Annotated in this window: 15 protein-coding genes and 4 tRNA genes; 4 read left to right on the top strand and 15 right to left on the bottom strand. The window is 62.7% G+C overall.

Annotated features, from left to right (window positions below; translation table 11 throughout):
* Positions 1–3: 3 nt before the first annotated feature.
* Genes DQ397_RS04760 through DQ397_RS04770 form a run of 3 tightly spaced genes read right to left on the bottom strand, consistent with a single transcriptional unit; the run spans position 4 to position 2,734 of the window.
* Positions 4–876, bottom strand: coding sequence for a rhomboid family intramembrane serine protease (locus DQ397_RS04760; protein ID WP_043206789.1), 873 nt, complete (start codon positions 874–876; stop codon positions 4–6).
* Entirely contained in the window at positions 873–1,844 is a 972-nt protein-coding gene (locus DQ397_RS04765; RefSeq protein WP_043206791.1) for a metallophosphoesterase, read from the bottom strand. Before DQ397_RS04765 ends, DQ397_RS04760 begins: the two co-directional genes overlap by 4 nt.
* Positions 1,844–2,734 (bottom strand): NAD(+) kinase, encoded by an 891-nt coding sequence (locus DQ397_RS04770; RefSeq protein WP_043206793.1) that lies wholly within the window; start codon positions 2,732–2,734, stop codon positions 1,844–1,846. The genes DQ397_RS04765 and DQ397_RS04770 overlap by 1 nt, the downstream gene beginning before the upstream one ends.
* A gap of 58 nt (positions 2,735–2,792) precedes the next feature.
* Here DQ397_RS04770 and DQ397_RS04775 point away from each other — a divergent pair, with 58 nt between their 5' ends.
* Entirely contained in the window at positions 2,793–3,782 is a 990-nt protein-coding gene (locus DQ397_RS04775; protein ID WP_043206796.1) for a DUF1853 family protein, read from the top strand.
* 146 nt (positions 3,783–3,928) lie between these two features.
* Positions 3,929–4,474 (top strand): cytochrome b, encoded by a 546-nt coding sequence (locus DQ397_RS04780; protein ID WP_043206798.1) that lies wholly within the window; start codon positions 3,929–3,931, stop codon positions 4,472–4,474.
* Here DQ397_RS04780 and DQ397_RS04785 read toward each other — a convergent pair.
* The 3 genes from DQ397_RS04785 to DQ397_RS04795 all read right to left on the bottom strand — a co-directional run bounded on the left by DQ397_RS04785 (position 4,465) and on the right by DQ397_RS04795 (position 8,858).
* Positions 4,465–5,361, bottom strand: coding sequence for a 1-aminocyclopropane-1-carboxylate deaminase/D-cysteine desulfhydrase (locus tag DQ397_RS04785; RefSeq protein WP_043206800.1), 897 nt, complete (start codon positions 5,359–5,361; stop codon positions 4,465–4,467). The genes DQ397_RS04780 and DQ397_RS04785 overlap by 10 nt on opposite strands.
* A 72-nt stretch (positions 5,362–5,433) precedes the next feature.
* A complete protein-coding gene (locus DQ397_RS04790) occupies positions 5,434–6,657 on the bottom strand; it encodes a hypothetical protein (RefSeq protein WP_052352362.1) in 1,224 nt (407 codons plus the stop codon).
* A gap of 164 nt (positions 6,658–6,821) precedes the next feature.
* Positions 6,822–8,858, bottom strand: coding sequence for an NADPH-dependent 2,4-dienoyl-CoA reductase (locus tag DQ397_RS04795; protein ID WP_043206803.1), 2,037 nt, complete (start codon positions 8,856–8,858; stop codon positions 6,822–6,824).
* A gap of 183 nt (positions 8,859–9,041) precedes the next feature.
* Here DQ397_RS04795 and DQ397_RS04800 point away from each other — a divergent pair, with 183 nt between their 5' ends.
* Complete coding sequence (locus tag DQ397_RS04800) at positions 9,042–10,160, top strand: carbon-nitrogen hydrolase family protein (protein ID WP_043206858.1); 1,119 nt, start codon at positions 9,042–9,044, stop codon at positions 10,158–10,160.
* Positions 10,161–10,164: 4 nt separating this feature from the next.
* On the top strand, positions 10,165–11,205 hold the full coding sequence (locus DQ397_RS04805; RefSeq protein ID WP_043206805.1) for an AraC family transcriptional regulator: 1,041 nt from the start codon (positions 10,165–10,167) through the stop codon (positions 11,203–11,205).
* Positions 11,206–11,434: 229 nt separating this feature from the next.
* On the opposite strand, the gene DQ397_RS04810 is transcribed toward DQ397_RS04805, so the two are convergent.
* The 9 genes from DQ397_RS04810 to DQ397_RS04850 all read right to left on the bottom strand — a co-directional run bounded on the left by DQ397_RS04810 (position 11,435) and on the right by DQ397_RS04850 (position 17,588).
* The gene (locus DQ397_RS04810) at positions 11,435–12,307 is read right to left on the bottom strand and encodes a DUF2242 domain-containing protein (protein WP_043206808.1); all 873 of its coding nucleotides are present in this window, start codon (positions 12,305–12,307) and stop codon (positions 11,435–11,437) included.
* Between the two features lie 201 nt (positions 12,308–12,508).
* Positions 12,509–12,585, bottom strand: a tRNA-Asp gene (locus tag DQ397_RS04815).
* A 136-nt stretch (positions 12,586–12,721) separates the two neighbouring features.
* Positions 12,722–12,798 (bottom strand) — tRNA-Asp (locus DQ397_RS04820).
* A 229-nt stretch (positions 12,799–13,027) separates the two neighbouring features.
* Positions 13,028–13,104 (bottom strand) — tRNA-Asp (locus tag DQ397_RS04825).
* A 78-nt stretch (positions 13,105–13,182) separates the two neighbouring features.
* A tRNA-Val gene (locus DQ397_RS04830) sits at positions 13,183–13,258 on the bottom strand.
* A gap of 230 nt (positions 13,259–13,488) precedes the next feature.
* On the bottom strand, positions 13,489–14,262 hold the full coding sequence (locus DQ397_RS04835; RefSeq protein ID WP_043206810.1) for an SDR family oxidoreductase: 774 nt from the start codon (positions 14,260–14,262) through the stop codon (positions 13,489–13,491).
* Complete coding sequence (locus DQ397_RS04840) at positions 14,259–15,470, bottom strand: O-succinylhomoserine sulfhydrylase (protein ID WP_043206813.1); 1,212 nt, start codon at positions 15,468–15,470, stop codon at positions 14,259–14,261. Before DQ397_RS04840 ends, DQ397_RS04835 begins: the two co-directional genes overlap by 4 nt.
* Positions 15,471–15,485: 15 nt before the next feature.
* Complete coding sequence (gene purF, locus DQ397_RS04845) at positions 15,486–16,991, bottom strand: amidophosphoribosyltransferase (RefSeq protein WP_043206817.1); 1,506 nt, start codon at positions 16,989–16,991, stop codon at positions 15,486–15,488.
* A 42-nt stretch (positions 16,992–17,033) separates the two neighbouring features.
* The gene (locus DQ397_RS04850) at positions 17,034–17,588 is read right to left on the bottom strand and encodes a CvpA family protein (protein WP_043206819.1); all 555 of its coding nucleotides are present in this window, start codon (positions 17,586–17,588) and stop codon (positions 17,034–17,036) included.
* Positions 17,589–17,645 lie beyond the last annotated feature (57 nt).

Below are 17,645 nucleotides of genomic sequence, written 5' to 3' on the forward strand. Positions count from 1 at the left end.
AAATCAAGCCGACAGTTTACGCCGTGCCAGGGCCCCGCCCAAGAGCCCGGTCAGGCATCCGATGAGCAGTCCACCGACGTGGGCGGCATTGGCGATCTGGCCGAAGCCGAGCTGGCCGACCACGCCGGTCAGGCAGATCAACAGCCACACCAGCATCATCACCAGTACGCCCTTGGGCAGGCTGAACAACGGGCTGGGCGCCAGCCACTGGTACAGCCAGACATGCCCGAGCAAACCGTAGAGCACACCGGACAAGCCGCCGAACAGGCTGGGGCCGCTGGTGTAATGCTGGGCCAGGTTGGACACCAGGCTGAACAGCAAGGTCAGGCCCAGCAACGCCCAAGGGCCCTGGCGCAACTCGATGCGCCGCCCCAACTCCCAGTACCACAGGGCGTTCATGGCCAGGTGCAGCACACCGAAATGCAACAGCATCGGCGACACCAGCCGCCACCACTGCCCCTCGGCCAAGCCTTGCTCCAGCGAGGTGAAGTACAGGTACTGGCCCTGCACTCGGAAATCCAGGAAGGTGAACCAGCCGACCGTCGACAGGTTGTCACCCAGACCGGTCAGCACGGCGACGACCAGGCACGCCAGCAGCATCCCGGCGGTGATCTTGCAGGCCCGGGCCTGCTCAGCCAGGGAGGGACGCTGGGCCATGCCCGCGAGCACTTCTTCGGGCAACTGGATTTCGTCGTTGCCCTCGGGATAGCGCTGATACAGCTCGCGCACGTCCTCGGCCAGCGACTCCGGCACCCAGAGGATCTGCTCCTGTCCCTGCTCGACCACCCGGTGCGGGACCTGCAACCGGCGCAACATCTTGACGAATCCGCCCAGGTCGACCGACAGCGGCAGGCGCATTGCGGCGATCACGTTCATTGGCTGGCCTGCGGGCGTTCGACGTCGACCCAGACGAACTTGTGGGGGTCGATGCGGGTTTCATCATCCAGGCGGTAGGCCGCCAGCTTGCCGTAGAGCACGGCGCTGTAGTCCAGGCAGGCCAGGTTGCCGCGGATCGGGGCCGGGCGGCCGCTGCGCCAGTAGTGACCGACGAACAGCAACGGCTCGTCCTCGGCGTAACGCAGCAGGGCGTTTTTCTGGCTGTGGCTCAGGGGCGTGCGGGCCACGTCCTCGGGCAGGGCGTCGGGCTGGAACACAATGTCTCCATAGGTTTGAGGGTCTTCTTCCCAGAACTTGGTGCGGAAGAAGGCGCGAGTCAGACCATCGCCACCGGTCAGCGTCAGACCGTCCGGCAGGCGCATGTCGGTACCGCGCAGCAGGCGGTTGCATACGGTAGATGCAAAGCTACCGGAGACCGCCGAGGCCTGGATGAAATGCTCATCGATGCACCCGTTCGGGTACTCCCGACGCAGCGGCTCGATCAGCCTCGGGTCCCAGCAGGCATGGACCAGGCGGAAGCGCCCAGCGTCGACGAACAACGGCAGCTCATAGAACCATTGCAGGAAATCGTGCCAGTCACCTGGGTGCTGGGCGAACTGGGTCAGGGTTTCGTCGATCAGCCGAGCGTGGCGCGGGGTGTGCTCGCGCACGTAGGTCTTGCCACTGCCTGGCAGCGCCGGAGTGACCCAGGCCAGGGCGTTGTACTCATGATTGCCCATGATGCAGAAGGCCTGCCCGGCTTCGACCATGTCATGGACGATGTGCAAGGCCTCGCGGATGCGCGGGCCGCGATCGACGATATCGCCGAGGAACAGCGCCTGGCGGCGAGGATGGCGCCACACGCCCCCCTGGCGCTTGTAGCCCATGGCGTCGAGCAGGCGTTCCAGGGTCAGGGCACAACCGTGTACATCGCCGATGATGTCGAAACTGCGTGCCGGATCGAACATCAGTCGCCTCCACTCCCCAGACGGCTGCCCCAGCCGAGCTTGGTGCGGCACACCTCGTAGTAGTTATGGTCCAGCGGATGGATCAGGCGCAGCTTCTGCGGTTTCTTGCTTACCGTGATGGTGTCGCCTGGGGCGCAGGTGAAGTGGTTCTGGCCGTCGCACGAGACCTGCGGGTAGATCTGCAGGTCCTGGGAGACGACGATCTTGAGTTCACTGTTGCCGTCCACCACGATCGGCCGCCCGGACAAAGTGTGCGGGTACATCGGCACGATGACGATGGCATCGAGCTTGGGGTGCATGATCGGCCCACCCGCGGAGAGCGCGTAGGCGGTGGAGCCGGTGGGGGTGGCGATGATCAAGCCGTCGGCCTTCTGGCTGCAGACGAACTGGCCATCGATGTAGATCTCGAACTCGATCATCCGCGTCGACTTGCCTGGGTGCAGCACCACGTCATTGAGCGCATCGCCCTGGCCGATGGCCTCGTTGTGGCGACGTACCTCCGCCTGCAGCAGGAAGCGGTTTTCCACCAGATAGTGGCCGTCGAGCACCTCGGCGACCTTGGTCTCCAGCTCGTCGGGACGGATGTCGGTGAGAAAGCCCAGGTTGCCGCGGTTGATCCCCAGCACCGGGATGTTGTGTCGAGCCAGGGCGCGAGCCGCGCCGAGCAGACTGCCGTCGCCACCGACCACGATGACCAGGTCGCAGACCTCGCCCAGCAGCTTGCGTGTGGAGGTTTGCAGGCCATGGCCGGGCAGCACCTCGGCAATGGTGTCCTCGAGGATCACATGCAGGTGGCGCTCGATCAGGAATTTTTTCAGTCGGCGAATGGTGTCCAGCACCTGGGAGCTGCCAAGGCGACCGATGATACCGATATTGCGAAATTGCTCCATGGTGCTCCTGCAAGGCTCTGCGGCGGGGTGACGGATGGCCAGTGTGGCCCTTGGGATTATGGGCGAAACGACCAGCCAGCGGCAAACCGGCTATGCTCGCTGGATGACGCCTTTCGCCGATCTTCACGACCTCCCTGGCCAGTTGCGCCGCCCCGCCGTACGCGACCTGGCGTGGACAGTGTTGTCGCCTGCCCTGCTGAGCCAACCGCCCTGTGCGCAACGTCACCCGTTGACGGCCAGCGCCTGGGCGGACGACCCCGAACGCCTGCGACAGTGGCTACTGGCGCTGGACCAAGACGAACAGGCGCTGCTCGACTGGCTCGCCCGCCTCACCAGCCACCGCCTCGGGCTGTACTACGAAAGCCTGTGGCAGTTCGCCCTAGGCCAGGCGCCCGGCGTCGAGCTGCTGGCAGCCAACCTGCCGATCCGCGAAGGCGGACACACCCTGGGAGAGCTGGATATCGTCCTACGTGACCGGGAAGGCGTTCACCATCTGGAACTGGCCATCAAGCTCTACCTGGGGCCATCCGGCGGGGACGGCCATGATCCGGCGCACTGGCTGGGCCCGGGCTGCCATGACCGCCTGGACCGCAAACTGGGCCACCTGGCCCGCCATCAGTTGACGATCTCATCCTGGCCCCAGAGCCGCCAGGCCCTGGCATCGCTAGGGGTGCACGAGGCACGGGCACATGCCTGGCTCGGCGGCTACCTGTTCTACCCTTGGCCAGTGCTTGCCGAATCACCGGTCGGCGCCAACGCACAGCATCTGCGCGGGCGCTGGTTGCGTCGAAGCGACTGGCCTGATTACCAGCAGGCCAATCCAACCGGACGCTGGCAGCCCCTGCCCCGCCATGCCTGGCTGGCACCGGCGCGGGTGGAGGCCACGGCGTGCTGGTCGCCCCTGCAGTTCGAGGCCTGGCTGGGCGAACTGGACGATCAGGCGCGCGCGCAATTGCTGGTCAGGCTGGAGGTGGCCGGGGACGGTACCTGGCAAGAGGCCGAGCGGGTGTTCCTGGTCGCCGACAGTTGGCCGCAACTCTCGGCTTGATAATCAAAGCGCCCCGACCTCGCGTCGGGGCCACACCAAGAACAAATTTCATCGACCTGGCGCAAAGAAAAAATCCAGCCTGCCATTAAAATACCTCTCACGCGCCACTCAAGAGCGCAATTGCGACCTGATGATGAGGAACCACCATGGCTTCACCCACGCCCACGGCGCATTACGCGCGTCTGTCCATCGCCCTGCACTGGCTGATGCTGGTGCTACTGGCTGCGGTCTACGCCACCATCGAGCTGCGCGGTCTGTTTCCCAAAGGCAGCGCCGAGCGCGACCTGATGAAAGAATTGCACTTCATGCTTGGCCTGACGGTGTTCGTGTTGGTCTGGCTGCGCCTGGCCCTGCGCCTGAGCCGCCCGACGCCACCGATCGTCCCCAAGCCACCGGCCTGGCAGACGGGGCTGGCGCACCTGGTGCACCTGCTGCTGTATGTGATGATGATCGGCCTGCCAATCGCCGGTTGGATCATCCTCAGCGCCGCCGACAAACCGATCCCTTTCTATGGCCTCGACCTGCCTGCACTGGTCGCGCCCGATCAAGACCTGGCCAAATTCGTCAAAGGCTGGCATGAACGCGTCGGCAGTTGGGGCTACTGGCTGATCGGCCTGCACGCCGTGGCCGGCCTCTATCACCACTATGTGCGCCGCGACGACACGCTGCTGCGCATGCTGCCCTATAAGTAACCGCGACGTCCCTGCAGCCCGCCGGTGTGCAGGAAGATCAGGCGTGTGCCGCGCGCAAAACGCCCGGCCACGACCTGATCGCGCAGGGCCAACAAGGCCTTGCCGGTGTACACCGCTTCCAGCGGCAGGCCACTTTCGCGCTCGCTCTGGTCAATGAACGCCAGCAGCTCATCGTCGATCCGGGCGAATCCGCCACGGCACGCGCCATGTAGTTCATAGCCGCCCTGCACCAAGGCCGAGAGGTTTTCTTCGACGCCATGCCCAGGTGGCACCGCCAAGGCGCCATGCACCCCACGACGGCCCTGCTCTGCCATCACCAGGCCTGCCAACGTGGTCCCGGTCCCCACCGCCAGCCACCAGCCGTGGTAATCCGTCCAACCCAACATCGGTAGCTGCGCCCTCGCCTGCTCCACGATCAGTCGACAACCCTCGGCGCCCGCCAGCCCGCCACCGCCTTCGGGAATGCAGTACCACCCAGGATAGCGCGCCAGCCAAGGCGTCCAGAAACCGACCTGGTGACGCTCCCGGTAGCCGCCGTAACCCAACCAGTGCAGCTCCATGCCAAAGGCCTGCAGATCACGAACGGTGGCAGTGTCCTGCGGATGCCCACGCAGCAGCCCAGCCGTGGCGAAGCCAAAGCGCTTGCCCGCAGCCGCCAGGGCGTGAAGGTGATTGGAGTGATTGCCGCCGAGGCTGATCAGCCCGGGGGCGCCCATGGCATGGGCGTCGCGCAGGTGGTGGCGAAGCTTGAACCCTTTGTTGCCGCTGATCAGCGGGTCGATCAGGTCCAGACGCAGCACGGCGAGCTGGACACCGGCGTGCTCGAGCCAGGGCAAGGACAACGGCTGCAAAGGTGCTTGGGGAAGGTCGGCAAAGGCGTAAGACATTGGGCGAGTGTATCGAGATCAGGAGGCTCCTGTGCACCCCGTCCTGCGCCTTTGCACCCGGTGGGCACCCGCTCAGAGCGTGGCATCGAACAATACCGTCACATCGCCCTGATACACACTGCCGGGATAGTCGAGCATGGATTTGACATGCTGGGAGACGACATCGAAGTGCAACTGCCCCGACTGGCCAGCCACGGGCATGGCCATTTCAAACGCCAGGGCGCTAGCGCGGCCGGTCGGAATAGTCAGTCGCTGCACAGGCGCATTGGCATGCTGCACGCTTGAGGGCAGCGTCAAGGCCACGTCTACCGGCACCTGATGCCCCGCGCCGTTGCGAATGCCACAGCTCGTCCCTTGATCGTACTGACACGTCTTATAGACCTTGAACGGGCCAGTGGACCACAGGTTCAAGCGCAGGCTGCGCTCCAGGCGAGAAGGCGGCGTGCCACCCCCGAGCCACCGCGACCAGCCCCCTGGAGGTTCCAGCACGGCACGATCACTCGCTGCGGGGAAGTTCAGGACGAAGGCGTGCTGCACGTCCAGTTCAAAGTTGATTGTGAGAGTCGGCGAGTTGAGATTGCTGACGCCATCGCCCAGATCAAAATCACCTCCCGGCCCCACCGTGAAGCTTGCACTGCCTCGATAGAGGCCCTGCTTCATGCGCAAAGCTGAAGGCATGGTCAGTCTATAGCCGATCCCCATGTCACTCACCGGGGTGAAATACACCTCTTTTGGCTTCCCCCCCTCACCGCTGGAATAACAGGGCGAGGGACTTTCGGGTGACCGCGTTGCCCAAAGATAATAAGCCCGATGCGCAACCAGATAGGTTCTTAGATAACGGCAGCCGCCCTGAGGAAAAGCCGTGAACACAGGATTAGCCGTATTGGAAAAATTTGTGTCGCCTTGTATTTTCTGACTGCTGTGAGTGATCTCGAAAACCAGCTGATGGGTGTCGATGCCCTTTTCATGGACCACCTGAACAGTACGACGTGCCGGTAACTTTATGTAGAACTGTTCCCGTGGATTCGCAGCTTGATGGGTCGACACCTTGTCGTAGGTTAGCGGCAAGCTCACCGTGAACGCCTGGAAGTCTTTGCACGCATTGGCCCAGATACTGCAGAAGCTGGCCTGGGGTGTGGTGTTCTCAAACGCTCCGGTCACATTCCCCTTGTAACGAGCACTGACAGTGACCTCTGCTGTCTGACCATCGAGCGGCGCAGTTAACAACCACAACAACACGCTCGTGCTGAATAGACGCGAGGCTGTAAATGCATTAATGATTTTGGTGGAAAACATGCAACGCTCTCATAAACTTGGGTAGCTTTCAGGAGCGTACGCGTAATCCCGACCATCCCTACAGGCGACGTTTCCGAGCGTCTTTGAAGAAACTTCCCAAGACCGAGATCACGGGAAGCGGAACAAACTGCGGGGGATGCAAAGCCCCCGCGCCCTCGAGACGATCACAATTGAGCAGCCAACCTCGACCCCTGGTTGATTGCCCGCTTGGCATCGAGCTCCGCCGCAACGTCCGCCCCACCGATCAGGTGCACCGATTGCCCCGCCGCGACCAGCCCGTCGTACAGCTCACGCAGCGGCTCCTGACCCGCGCAGATGACGACATTGTCCACTGCCAGCACCTGCGGCTCGCCCTCGCCGATACGCACATGCAGGCCATCATTGTCGATGGCCAGGTATTCCACGCTGTTGAGCATCTGTACCCGCTTGTTCTTCAGGCCTGTGCGGTGAATCCAGCCTGTGGTCTTGCCCAGGCCATCGCCGACCTTGGTTTTCTTACGCTGCAACAGGTACACCTGCCGCGCTGGCGCATGCGGCTCGGCCTTGATGCCTGCCACACCACCACGGGCCTCGAGATGGGTATCGATGCCCCACTCTTTCCAGAACGCCTCGCGATCCTGGCTGGTAGCCACCCCCTGATGTACCAGGTACTCGGATACGTCGAAACCGATGCCGCCCGCTCCGATCACCGCCACGCGCTTACCGACCGGTTTACGCTCGAGCAGCACGTCCAGGTAGCTCAACACCTTCGCATGCTCGATGCCTGGAATGGCCGGTGTGCGAGGGCTGATGCCGGTGGCGAGAATGATCTCGTCAAAACCGCCCGCCACCAGCTGATCGACCCCGACCCGAGTATTCAGACGCAGGTCGACACCGGTGCGCGCCACCTTGTTGCGGAAGTAACGCAGGGTTTCATGGAACTCTTCCTTGCCTGGGACACGTTTGGCGACATTGAACTGCCCGCCGATCTCACTGGCACTGTCGAAGAGCGTCACCTGGTGACCACGTTCGGCGGCCACAGTAGCCGCGGCCAGGCCCGCGGGGCCCGCACCGACCACGGCGATGCGCTTGATCTGGGTGACTGGGAGGTAGTTGAGCTCGGTCTCGTGGCAGGCACGAGGATTGACCAGGCAACTGGTGAGCTTGCCGGCGAAGGTGTGGTCCAGGCAGGCCTGGTTGCAACCGATGCAGGTGTTGATCTCTTCGCTGTGGCCTGCGGCGGCCTTGTTGACGAACTCCGGGTCAGCCAGGAATGGTCGGGCCATGGACACCATGTCGGCATCGCCTTCAGCCAGCACGGCTTCGGCCACTTCCGGCGTGTTGATACGGTTGGTGGTGATCAGCGGAATGCTCACAGCGCCCCGCAGCTTGGCGGTCACTTTGGTGAAAGCCGCGCGCGGCACCTTGGTGGCGATGGTTGGAATGCGCGCCTCGTGCCAGCCGATTCCGGTGTTGATCAAGGTAGCCCCGGCCTGCTCGATGGCCTTGGCCAGCAGCACGATCTCGTCCCACGTGCTGCCTCCTTCCACCAGGTCGAGCATCGACAGGCGGAAGATGATGATGAAATCGGTCCCGACTGCCTCACGCACCCGGCGCACGATTTCAACGGCCAGGCGCATGCGGTTCTCGTAGCTGCCGCCCCAACGGTCGGTACGCTGGTTGGTATGGGCGGCGAGGAACTGGTTGATGAAGTAGCCTTCCGACCCCATGATTTCGACGCCGTCGTAGCCCGCGCGCTGGGCCAGCGTGGCGCAGTTGACGAAGTCGGCGATCTGCTTCTCGATGCCCTGCTCGTCCAGCTCCTTGGGTTTGAACGGGTTGATCGGCGCCTTGATGGCGCTGGGCGCGACTTGGCGTGGGCTATAGGCGTAACGCCCGGCGTGCAGTATCTGCAGACAGATCTTGCCACCGGCGGCATGCACAGCCTCGGTGACGATCCGGTGCTGGTCGGCCTCCTCCTCGGTACTGAGCTTGGCCGCGCCGGAATACACCCCGCCTTCGTCATTCGGCGCGATGCCACCGGTGACCATCAGGCCGACACCACCCCGAGCCCGCTCGGCGAAATAGGCGGCCATGCGTTCGAAACCACCTGGGCGCTCCTCGAGGCCTGTGTGCATCGAGCCCATCAAGGTCCGATTGCGCAAGGTGGTAAAACCCAAGTCGAGCGGGGCCAGCAGGTGCGGATAAAGGGTGGCGGCCATGGATGAACTCCCAGGTGGCAGGATCACGGAGCGCGGGTGCCTCGCAGGCCCCGTCGTTTATAGACAGCGACATTAAACAGCCGTTTGAACAGGCTCAATGATCGAAACTGACAACTTATTGATCCTCCTGCACAGCAGGTCTACCCTAGGACACCCTATACAGTGAAGGTGCCTTGGCGCTTCATGCGAAAACTCCTGGCAGGCGCTCTAGCGCTGGTGATGATCGCCGCCCTCTGCGGCTACGGCTTCTGGACGATGCAGCGACCGGAAGGCCATTACCTTTCCGATTTGCGAATCGAACTAGCGCTCAACCACGGCGTACCGGGCGAACACGGCAACTTGCTGGGAATCGAACCGGTGCTCTACCCGGGCGATTACCAGAACCTGCAACGTCTGCACCGCAAGCTGTCAGCCTATCTGGAACAGGCTCGCGCCCAAGGTCTGGTCAGCCCGCGTACAGTGGTGGTGTTGCCGGAACACATCGGTACTTGGCTCTGGGCCCGGGGCGAAAAGAACGAGCTGTACCAGGTCACCCAGCGCCACGAAGCCTGGCAGTGGCTGGAGGTGAGCAACCCACTGCGCTACGGCTTGGCCATGCTCAGCGCCACCGGTGACGATCGCCGCTCCGACGCCCACCTGCGAATGAAGGCCGAACAGATGGCCAGCGACTATCAGCAACTGTTCGGTGGCCTGGCCAAGGAGTTCGGCGTGACGCTGGTGGCAGGCTCCATCGTCCTGCCCGCGCCCTACCTGGATAACGGCGTGCTGCGCCCCGGCAGCGGCCCTCTGTTCAACAGCAGCCTGGTGTTCGGCGGTGACGGTTCGGTACTGGGCCAACCCCAACGCCAACAGTATCCGGACAGCGAAGTACGCCGCTACGTCCATCACGGACGCAAGTTTCCCTTGCAGGTCATTCAGACCCCGGCTGGCCGCCTCGGCGTGCTGGTGGGCAGCGACAGCTGGTACCCGGAAAACTACCGGCAATTGGCGCAGCAGTCGGTGGATCTGATCGCCAATCCTGTTTTCCTCAGCGGCAAGGACACCTGGAATACACCCTGGCGCGGCAACCGCCACCAGGACGCGACGGCCGAATTGCCACTGCAACGTGGCGAAGTCAGCGAACAGACGGCCTGGCAACAACTGACCCTGACCGCCAACAGCATCACCCCAAGCCTGAGCGTATTCCTGCGTGGCCAGTTTTGGGAACAAGGCAGTGACGGACAGGGCTTTGCCAACCAGGCAGGCACCCATTTGGCCGGCACTTCCAGCCAGGGTGCGCGCCTGCTGAACCTTTGGTTGTAACCCCATGACCCGGCCTCGCGTACGCCTGGGCGACCTCTCGGTGGGCTTCGTCCAACCGCTGGGCGAAGCACTCCAGCAACTGGGCCACGACCCGGCTCCTCTCCTACGCCGCTATGGACTGGACCACCCTCGCCTGGCCGAAGCGGGCGCACGCCTGTCGATTCCCCGCTACATGCATTTGGGTCATGCCGCCATCGAGCTGTGCGGCGAACCAGCCCTAGGCCTGCACATGGGCCGCTTGAGTCGTCTGGCCCAGGCAGGGCTGGCTGGCGTCACGGCAGCCCAGGCCCCGACCCTGGGCGAGGCCGCGCGTGTCCTGCTGCACTTCGAGCCGCTGTATGCCGCCAATTACCGGGGACAGTCGAGCTTTCAGGAGGACGCCCACGGCGCTTGGCTGCGCTTCTACTCCATCAGCCCCTACAATGCCTACAACCGTTTCGTGGTCGACTCGCTGCTGGCTGGCTGGCTGGCCCAACTCTCGCACTTGGCAGGCCACTCGGTGCAGGCCGAGCGCATGGAGATCGAATTCCCGGCGCCCAGCTATGCGGCCCAATACCAGGCGTTGAGCGCAACCCCGGTGCAGTTTGGCGCATCCAGCAACCAATTGCGCCTGGACCGCGCCACCCTGGATTTGCCCAACCTCCAGCATTGCCCCAGCACCTGGCAGCACCTGTTGCAGCTGTGCGAAGCGGAATTGGCCCAACGCACCCGCGTGCGCAGCCTGGGTGAACGCATCACTCATCTGCTCGGCCCGTTGCTCAATGGTGGACAGGAACCGGACCTTGAAGCCGTGGCGCGTCACCTGCAACTACCCACTTGGACTTTGCGTCGCAAGCTGGCCGAGGAAGGCACGCGCTTTCGCAGCCTGCTCAATGACACACGCCGCGACCTCGCCGAAACCTACATCCGCGATACGGAGCTGGCCTTCGGTGAAATCGCTTATCTTTTGGGGTTTGCCTCGGCGGAGGCCTTCCAGCGCGCATTCAAGCGCTGGACCAGCCTGACGCCGGGGGAGTTTCGCCGCAATCAGCGGCGGGTGGGCTAAGACCTGTGTGAAATGCTAGAGCTCGGTGGCGTCGTCCGCCGGCTCCATAGGGTCCAGCTCATAGGCCTGGTATTCGAGCAACTCTTCCTGATAGTCATCCATTGGCTTGCTTCCTCTTCTCATTCATCTGTTCGGTCATGCCGTCACGCTAAGCGGGACGGATGAAGGTTTCATGACAGGTTTATGAAAGGTAAACGTAGCCGACGTTCGGGAAGTTAGGTGATCGCCTCTACAAAGGCGCAGGCGCCGCCTCGGTTGCAGGAGCCTCCTGCTGCACCTGGATCGGCGCAGGTTCGGCAGGCGGGGTGACAGGCTGCGAGCCCTGGCTATCATCGACCATGGGGGCCGCCGGTACTTCGCTGGCAGGCGCCGCGAGGGCTGCGGGTGCTGGGGCTGCAACTGGGGCTGCCACGGGGGCTGGGGGCGGTACGGGCTCAGCTGTCGAAGCCGGTGCGCTGACCGCGAGCGGCGCGGCCACAGGCTGTGTAGAGGTCTGCTCTGGCAGCCCCAGATCAGCAGCCGGCTTTTCGGACTTGGGCGTCTCGACCTTGGGCTCGGCCTTTTTCACTTTCTTAGGCTTTGGCAGGTAACTTTCGACCAAGGCGAAATAGCGCTCGTAGAACTGCGGCGCAGTGACTGTCTCGCTGGCCACCTTGACCATGGAATCGTCAGTCGAACCGATAGGCATGGATACCGAACCCAGCACGCCCACGCCAAGGCTCGCAGAGGTGTTGGATTTCTTCAGCGCATAACGATCCTGCAGGGCGTTGGCGAACATGGTGGAGCGCTGCTCATCACCGCTGTCCGGGACACAGGTGATGTTGAAGCTGATCTGCAGGTGATTCTCGGCGTTCTGCTGGAAACTCTTGTTACCCGCGATCTGGTTGGCACCGCTGCTGGTGATGATGTAACCCTGACTGAGCAGCGCACGCCGGGCTGCCTCGCACGAGCCAGCTTCGCTGACCGGGAAGCTGCGCGAAAACGTGCCCGAGTCGTCGAAGTTTTCGTGCTCGTAGATGGCGGGCTTCTTCGAGGAGCAACCGGATACGCCCGCCAGCACAAGGGCTAGCCCGAGCGCACCGAAGACGGAGGTTCTGGACATCATGGATTCCGGGTAGGACAAACTGCGCCTATTGTGCAACACATGGCTCATCACTGAAACCGCGTTGCACGCTTGGCTGGGCAAAATTCATATAATCGACAAGCAGGCCCACTTGAGTGAGGCGGGCCCAGAAAGCAAAAAAGCGACCCTAAGGTCGCTTTCGTGTTGCTTCGAGGTGTTCATGGAGCCTCGAAGCGAAGATGGCGCAGCGGACGGGACTCGAACCCGCGACCCCCGGCGTGACAGGCCGGTATTCTAACCGACTGAACTACCGCTGCGTATCGCTCAGGCTTGCGCCTGATTGAAACTGGGATCCCCCTTTCGATCACGGCTCGAAAGGCAGGCACAAAAAAAGCGACACGCTGATCGCTTTGATTGTTGCTTCAAGGTGTTCATGGGACCTCGAAGCGAATATGGCGCAGCGGACGGGACTCGAACCCGCGACCCCCGGCGTGACAGGCCGGTATTCTAACCGACTGAACTACCGCTGCGTATCGTTCAGGCTTTCACCTGATTGAAACTGGGATCGGCCTGAAGTGCTCTTGGCCTTCAGACCTCAGACCGGTGATGACACCCATCTGAAGAAAAAGTGGCGCAGCGGACGGGACTCGAACCCGCGACCCCCGGCGTGACAGGCCGGGAAAGGCAGGCACAAAAAAAGCGACACGCTGATCGCTTTGATTGTTGCTTCAAGGTGTTCATGGGACCTCGAAGCGAATATGGCGCAGCGGACGGGACTCGAACCCGCGACCCCCGGCGTGACAGGCCGGTATTCTAACCGACTGAACTACCGCTGCGCATATGGACTTGCGTCCGGTTCCTCTCAATTAGGAAGCTTCTTACGAAGTCTCCTGGGTCAGGAACATCTCAGGAAGTGGTGGGTGATGACGGGATCGAACCGCCGACCCTCTGCTTGTAAGGCAGATGCTCTCCCGGCTGAGCTAATCACCCTCGCAGTGTTGCTTGGTGCGTTTGCTTCGCTGAGGCCGCGAAATTTACGCAGGTACCGAAGCTAAGTCAATAGCCCCATTGGATTTTTTTTCAAAAAGGCCGAAAAAGCTACAAGCTGCGAGTGGCAAGCGACAAGGAAACGCCTGCCGCTGTAGCAAGTAGTCCTGTCCCACAAATGACGAAGGGACCTCACGGTCCCCTCTTGCAGCTTGTGGCTAAAAGCCTGCAGCTCAGGTGTAGATCATTTTGCGGCTCATCCCGCCATCGACCACGAACTCCTGGCCGGTGACGAACCCTGCCTGGCGTGACAACAGCCAGGCCACCAACGCCGCGACATCCTCCACCGTCCCTACCCTGCCCGCAGGATGCTGGGCATGATCAGCCTCGGTCAGCGGTTCGGCACGGCGCTGGGAAGGGTCCCGGGCGTCGATCCAGCCAGGGCTGACCGCATTGACGCGAATCTCCGGCCCAAGGCTCATGGCCAGTGCATGGGTCAACGCCAACAGGCCACCCTTGCTCGCCGCATAGGCCTCGGTGTCCGGCTCTGACTGCCGGGCCCGGGTGGATGTCAGGTTGACAATGGCCCCGCCATGGGCGCGCAGGTAGGGCGCACAATGCTTGGCCAGCAGCATCGGCCCGTTGAGGTTGACCGCCAGCACCCTGTTCCACTGGGACAACGACAGGCTCTCCAGGGTCTGGTTGTGTGGATTGGCGATAGCCGCATTGCAGACCAAGGCATCCAGACGGCCGAACTGCGCCAGCACCTCAGAGACGCCAGCGCTGACCTGGGCCTCGTCGGCGACATCCATAGACACGAACCAGGCATTGTCGCCAAGGGCCTTGGCCACTTTGGAACCCCGCACGCGGTCCAGGTCGCTGAGCACCACCTGCCAACCTTCGCAGATCAGCCAAGCGGCGATGCCCAGTCCGATGCCGCGAGCGGCACCGGTGACCAAGGCGACCCGACCATTGTGGCCCGGCTCACCGCCCTTCCAGTCGATCACAGCGCCGCCAGACCGCGGGCCAGATCGGCTTGCAGGTCAGCCACGTCTTCCAGGCCGACAGCGACGCGGATCAGGCTGTCGCGGATGCCTGCGGCTTCACGCTCCTGCGGCGTCAGACGCCCATGGGAGGTGGTAGCAGGGTGAGCGATGGTGGTTTTGCTGTCACCCAGGTTGGTGGTGATGGAAATCACGCGGGTCGCATCGATGAAGCGCCACGCGCCCTCTTTGCCCCCCTTGACCTCGAAACTGACCACCGCGCCGAAACCACTCATCTGGCGCTTAGCCAGTTCGTGTTGCGGATGGCTAGGTAGTCCGGCGTAATGAACCTTCTCCACACCCTCCTGCTTCTCCAGCCACTCTGCCAACGCTTGGGCACTTTCGCAGTGGGCGCGCATACGCAGCTTCAGCGTTTCCAGACCTTTGGTGAAGATCCAGGCGTTGAACGGGCTGAGCGTCGGGCCGGCGGTCCTCAGGAAGCCCACCACTTCTTTCATCTGCTCGCTGCGCCCAGCCACCACGCCACCCATGCAACGGCCCTGGCCGTCGATGAACTTGGTCGCGGAGTGGAAGACGATATCGGCACCGAGCTTGAGTGGCTGCTGCAATGCCGGGGTACTGAAGCAGTTATCCACGACCAGCATCGCGCCGCGGGCGTGGGCGATTTCGGCCAGTGCGGCGATATCGACCAGTTCGGCCAGCGGGTTGGACGGTGACTCGACGATCAGCAGCTTGGTGTTGGCCTTGATGGCCTTTTCCCACCCGCTGAGGTCGACCAACGGCACGTAGTCCACCTGCACGCCGAAACGCTTGAAGTACTTCTCGAACAGGCTGATGGTCGAGCCGAACACGCTCTGCGACACCAGCACATGATCACCGGCGCTGCACAGGGACATCACCACGGCCAGGATCGCGGCCATGCCGGTAGAGGTCCCCACGGCCTGCTCGGCGCCTTCCATGGCCGCCAGACGTTCCTCGAAAGCGCGTACTGACGGGTTGGTGTAACGCGAATAGACGTTGCCGGGTGTTTCGCCAGCAAAGCGCGCAGCCGCATCGGCGGCCGTGCGGAAGACATAACTGGAGGTCAGGAACAGCGCTTCGCTGTGCTCGGCTTCCGGTGTACGGTTCTGACCGGCGCGCACCGCCAGGGTGTCGAAACCGACACCCTCGAGGTCACTGTCCAGTCGACCGGCATCCCATTGATCGGTCATGCCGTCGCTCCCAAATCAGTTGTTGTAGAGGTCGATGATCGCGCTGACAGCCTGATTCTTCGCCTTGGCCAAATCGTTGCGCTGCTGCTCGATACGCTCAAGGTAGGCTTCGTCGATGTCGCCGGTGACGTATTCACCATTGAACACCGCGCAATCGAAGTGCTCGATCTTGATCTTGCCGCCACCGACCGATTCGATCAGGTCAGGCAGGTCCTGGTAGACCAGCCAGTCGGCGCCGATCAACTCGGCCACCTGTTCGGTGGTACGGTTGTGGGCGATCAGTTCGTGAGCGCTCGGCATGTCGATGCCGTAGACGTTGGGATAGCGCACCGCGGGGGCCGCGGAGCAGAAGTAGACATTCTTGGCACCGGCTTCGCGGGCCATCTGGATGATCTGCTTGCAGGTGGTGCCGCGCACGATGGAGTCGTCCACCAGCATCACGTTCTTGCCGCGGAATTCCAGCTCGATGGCATTGAGCTTCTGGCGCACCGATTTCTTGCGTGCGGCCTGGCCGGGCATGATGAAGGTCCGGCCGATATAACGGTTCTTGACGAAGCCTTCGCGGAACTTCACACCCAGGTGGTTGGCCAGCTCCAGGGCAGCGGTACGGCTGGTGTCCGGGATCGGGATGACCACATCGATGTCGTGATCGGGGCGCTCACGCTGGATCTTCTCGGCCAGCTTCTCACCCATGCGCAGGCGCGCCTTGTACACCGAGACGCCGTCCATGATCGAGTCCGGGCGGGCCAGGTAGACATGTTCGAAGATGCACGGCTGAAGTTTAGGGTTGTTGGCGCACTGCTTGGTGAACAGCTGGCCTTCCTCGGTGATGTACACCGCTTCGCCCGGCGCCAGGTCACGGATCAGGGTGAAACCGAGCACATCCAGGGCAACGCTTTCGGAGGCAATCATGTACTCGACGCCCTCGTCGGTATGACGCTGACCGAACACGACCGGACGGATACCGTTGGGGTCACGGAAGCCGACGATGCCATAGCCGGTAACCATCGCCACCACAGCGTAGCCACCGACACAGCGGCTGTGCACGTGGGAGACCGCGGCGAACACGTCTTCCTCGGTCGGCTGCAGCTTGCCGCGCACGGCCAGCTCATGGGCGAACACGTTGAGCAGCACTTCCGAGTCGGAGTTGGTGTTGACGTGGCGCAGATCCGATTCGTAGATCTCCTTGGCCAGTTGCTCGACGTTGGTCAGGTTGCCGTTGTGCGCCAGGGTGATGCCATAGGGCGAGTTGACATAGAACGGCTGAGCCTCGGCCGAGGTGGAGCTGCCCGCGGTCGGGTAGCGGACATGGCCAATGCCCATGTGACCGACCAGGCGCTGCATGTGGCGCTGCTGGAAGACATCACGTACCAGGCCGTTATCCTTGCGCAGGAACAACCGGCCGTCGTGGCTGGTCACGATACCGGCAGCGTCCTGGCCGCGGTGCTGGAGCACGGTTAGCGCGTCATACAGCGCCTGATTGACGTTCGACTTACCGACGATACCGACGATGCCACACATGCGACGCAACCCCTACTTTGATGAAACTTGATTGAAAAGCGCTCAAGGCCTGGTGGGCCCGAGCAACTGTTCCTTGAACGGAAGATCAGCCGGTGCGCTGATCCCACTGGACATCCATTGACCGGTGAATCCCAGAATCAGGTTCTTGGACCAGTCAGCGACCAATAGAAACTGTGGTATCAGGCGCGACTCCTGCCACCACGGATCCTGTTGTACCGGCCCCAGGCTCAACAGCCCAATGGCCACCACCACCAGCAAGGCCCCGCGCGCAGCTCCGAAGGCCATGCCGAGGAAACGATCGGTGCCGGACAGCCCGGTCACGCGAATAAGCTCGCCGATAAGGAAGTTGATCATGGCCCCCACCAGCAAGGTGGCGACGAAAAGAATGGCGCAGCCGGCAATGATGCGTGCCGATGGCGTCTGGATATAGCTTTCAAGATACTGCGAAAGGGAGCCGCCGAACATCCAGGCGACCGCACCGGCAATGATCCAGATGAGCAGGGACAAGGCTTCCTTGACGAAGCCGCGCTTGAGACTGATCAGTGAGGAAATGGCGATGATCGCGATGATCGCCCAATCGACCCAGGTAAATGCCACGGTGTTGCCTGCCGACGTTTGAGGCGGCGCATTTTACCAGAGCGGCGGGTTTGGGGT

It is taken from the genome of Pseudomonas sp. CK-NBRI-02, assembly GCF_008124495.1.
In the GTDB taxonomy this organism is placed as follows: domain Bacteria; phylum Pseudomonadota; class Gammaproteobacteria; order Pseudomonadales; family Pseudomonadaceae; genus Aquipseudomonas; species Aquipseudomonas guariconensis.

Excerpts from the sequence above, each read along its gene's own strand:
- DQ397_RS04800 (WP_043206858.1), top strand. The coding sequence starts at position 9,042 with ATGCGAAAACTCCTGGCAGGCGCTCTAGCGCTGGTGATGATCGCCGCC.
- DQ397_RS04840 (WP_043206813.1), bottom strand. The coding sequence starts at position 15,470 with ATGACCGATCAATGGGATGCCGGTCGACTGGACAGTGACCTCGAGGGT.
- DQ397_RS04785 (WP_043206800.1), bottom strand. The coding sequence starts at position 5,361 with ATGTCTTACGCCTTTGCCGACCTTCCCCAAGCACCTTTGCAGCCGTTG.
- DQ397_RS04790 (WP_052352362.1), bottom strand. The coding sequence starts at position 6,657 with ATGTTTTCCACCAAAATCATTAATGCATTTACAGCCTCGCGTCTATTC.
- DQ397_RS04795 (WP_043206803.1), bottom strand. The coding sequence starts at position 8,858 with ATGGCCGCCACCCTTTATCCGCACCTGCTGGCCCCGCTCGACTTGGGT.
- DQ397_RS04775 (WP_043206796.1), top strand. The coding sequence starts at position 2,793 with ATGGGCGAAACGACCAGCCAGCGGCAAACCGGCTATGCTCGCTGGATG.
- DQ397_RS04765 (WP_043206791.1), bottom strand. The coding sequence starts at position 1,844 with ATGTTCGATCCGGCACGCAGTTTCGACATCATCGGCGATGTACACGGT.
- DQ397_RS04770 (WP_043206793.1), bottom strand. The coding sequence starts at position 2,734 with ATGGAGCAATTTCGCAATATCGGTATCATCGGTCGCCTTGGCAGCTCC.
- purF (WP_043206817.1), bottom strand. The coding sequence starts at position 16,991 with ATGTGTGGCATCGTCGGTATCGTCGGTAAGTCGAACGTCAATCAGGCG.
- DQ397_RS04810 (WP_043206808.1), bottom strand. The coding sequence starts at position 12,307 with ATGTCCAGAACCTCCGTCTTCGGTGCGCTCGGGCTAGCCCTTGTGCTG.
- DQ397_RS04780 (WP_043206798.1), top strand. The coding sequence starts at position 3,929 with ATGGCTTCACCCACGCCCACGGCGCATTACGCGCGTCTGTCCATCGCC.
- DQ397_RS04760 (WP_043206789.1), bottom strand. The coding sequence starts at position 876 with ATGAACGTGATCGCCGCAATGCGCCTGCCGCTGTCGGTCGACCTGGGC.
- DQ397_RS04805 (WP_043206805.1), top strand. The coding sequence starts at position 10,165 with ATGACCCGGCCTCGCGTACGCCTGGGCGACCTCTCGGTGGGCTTCGTC.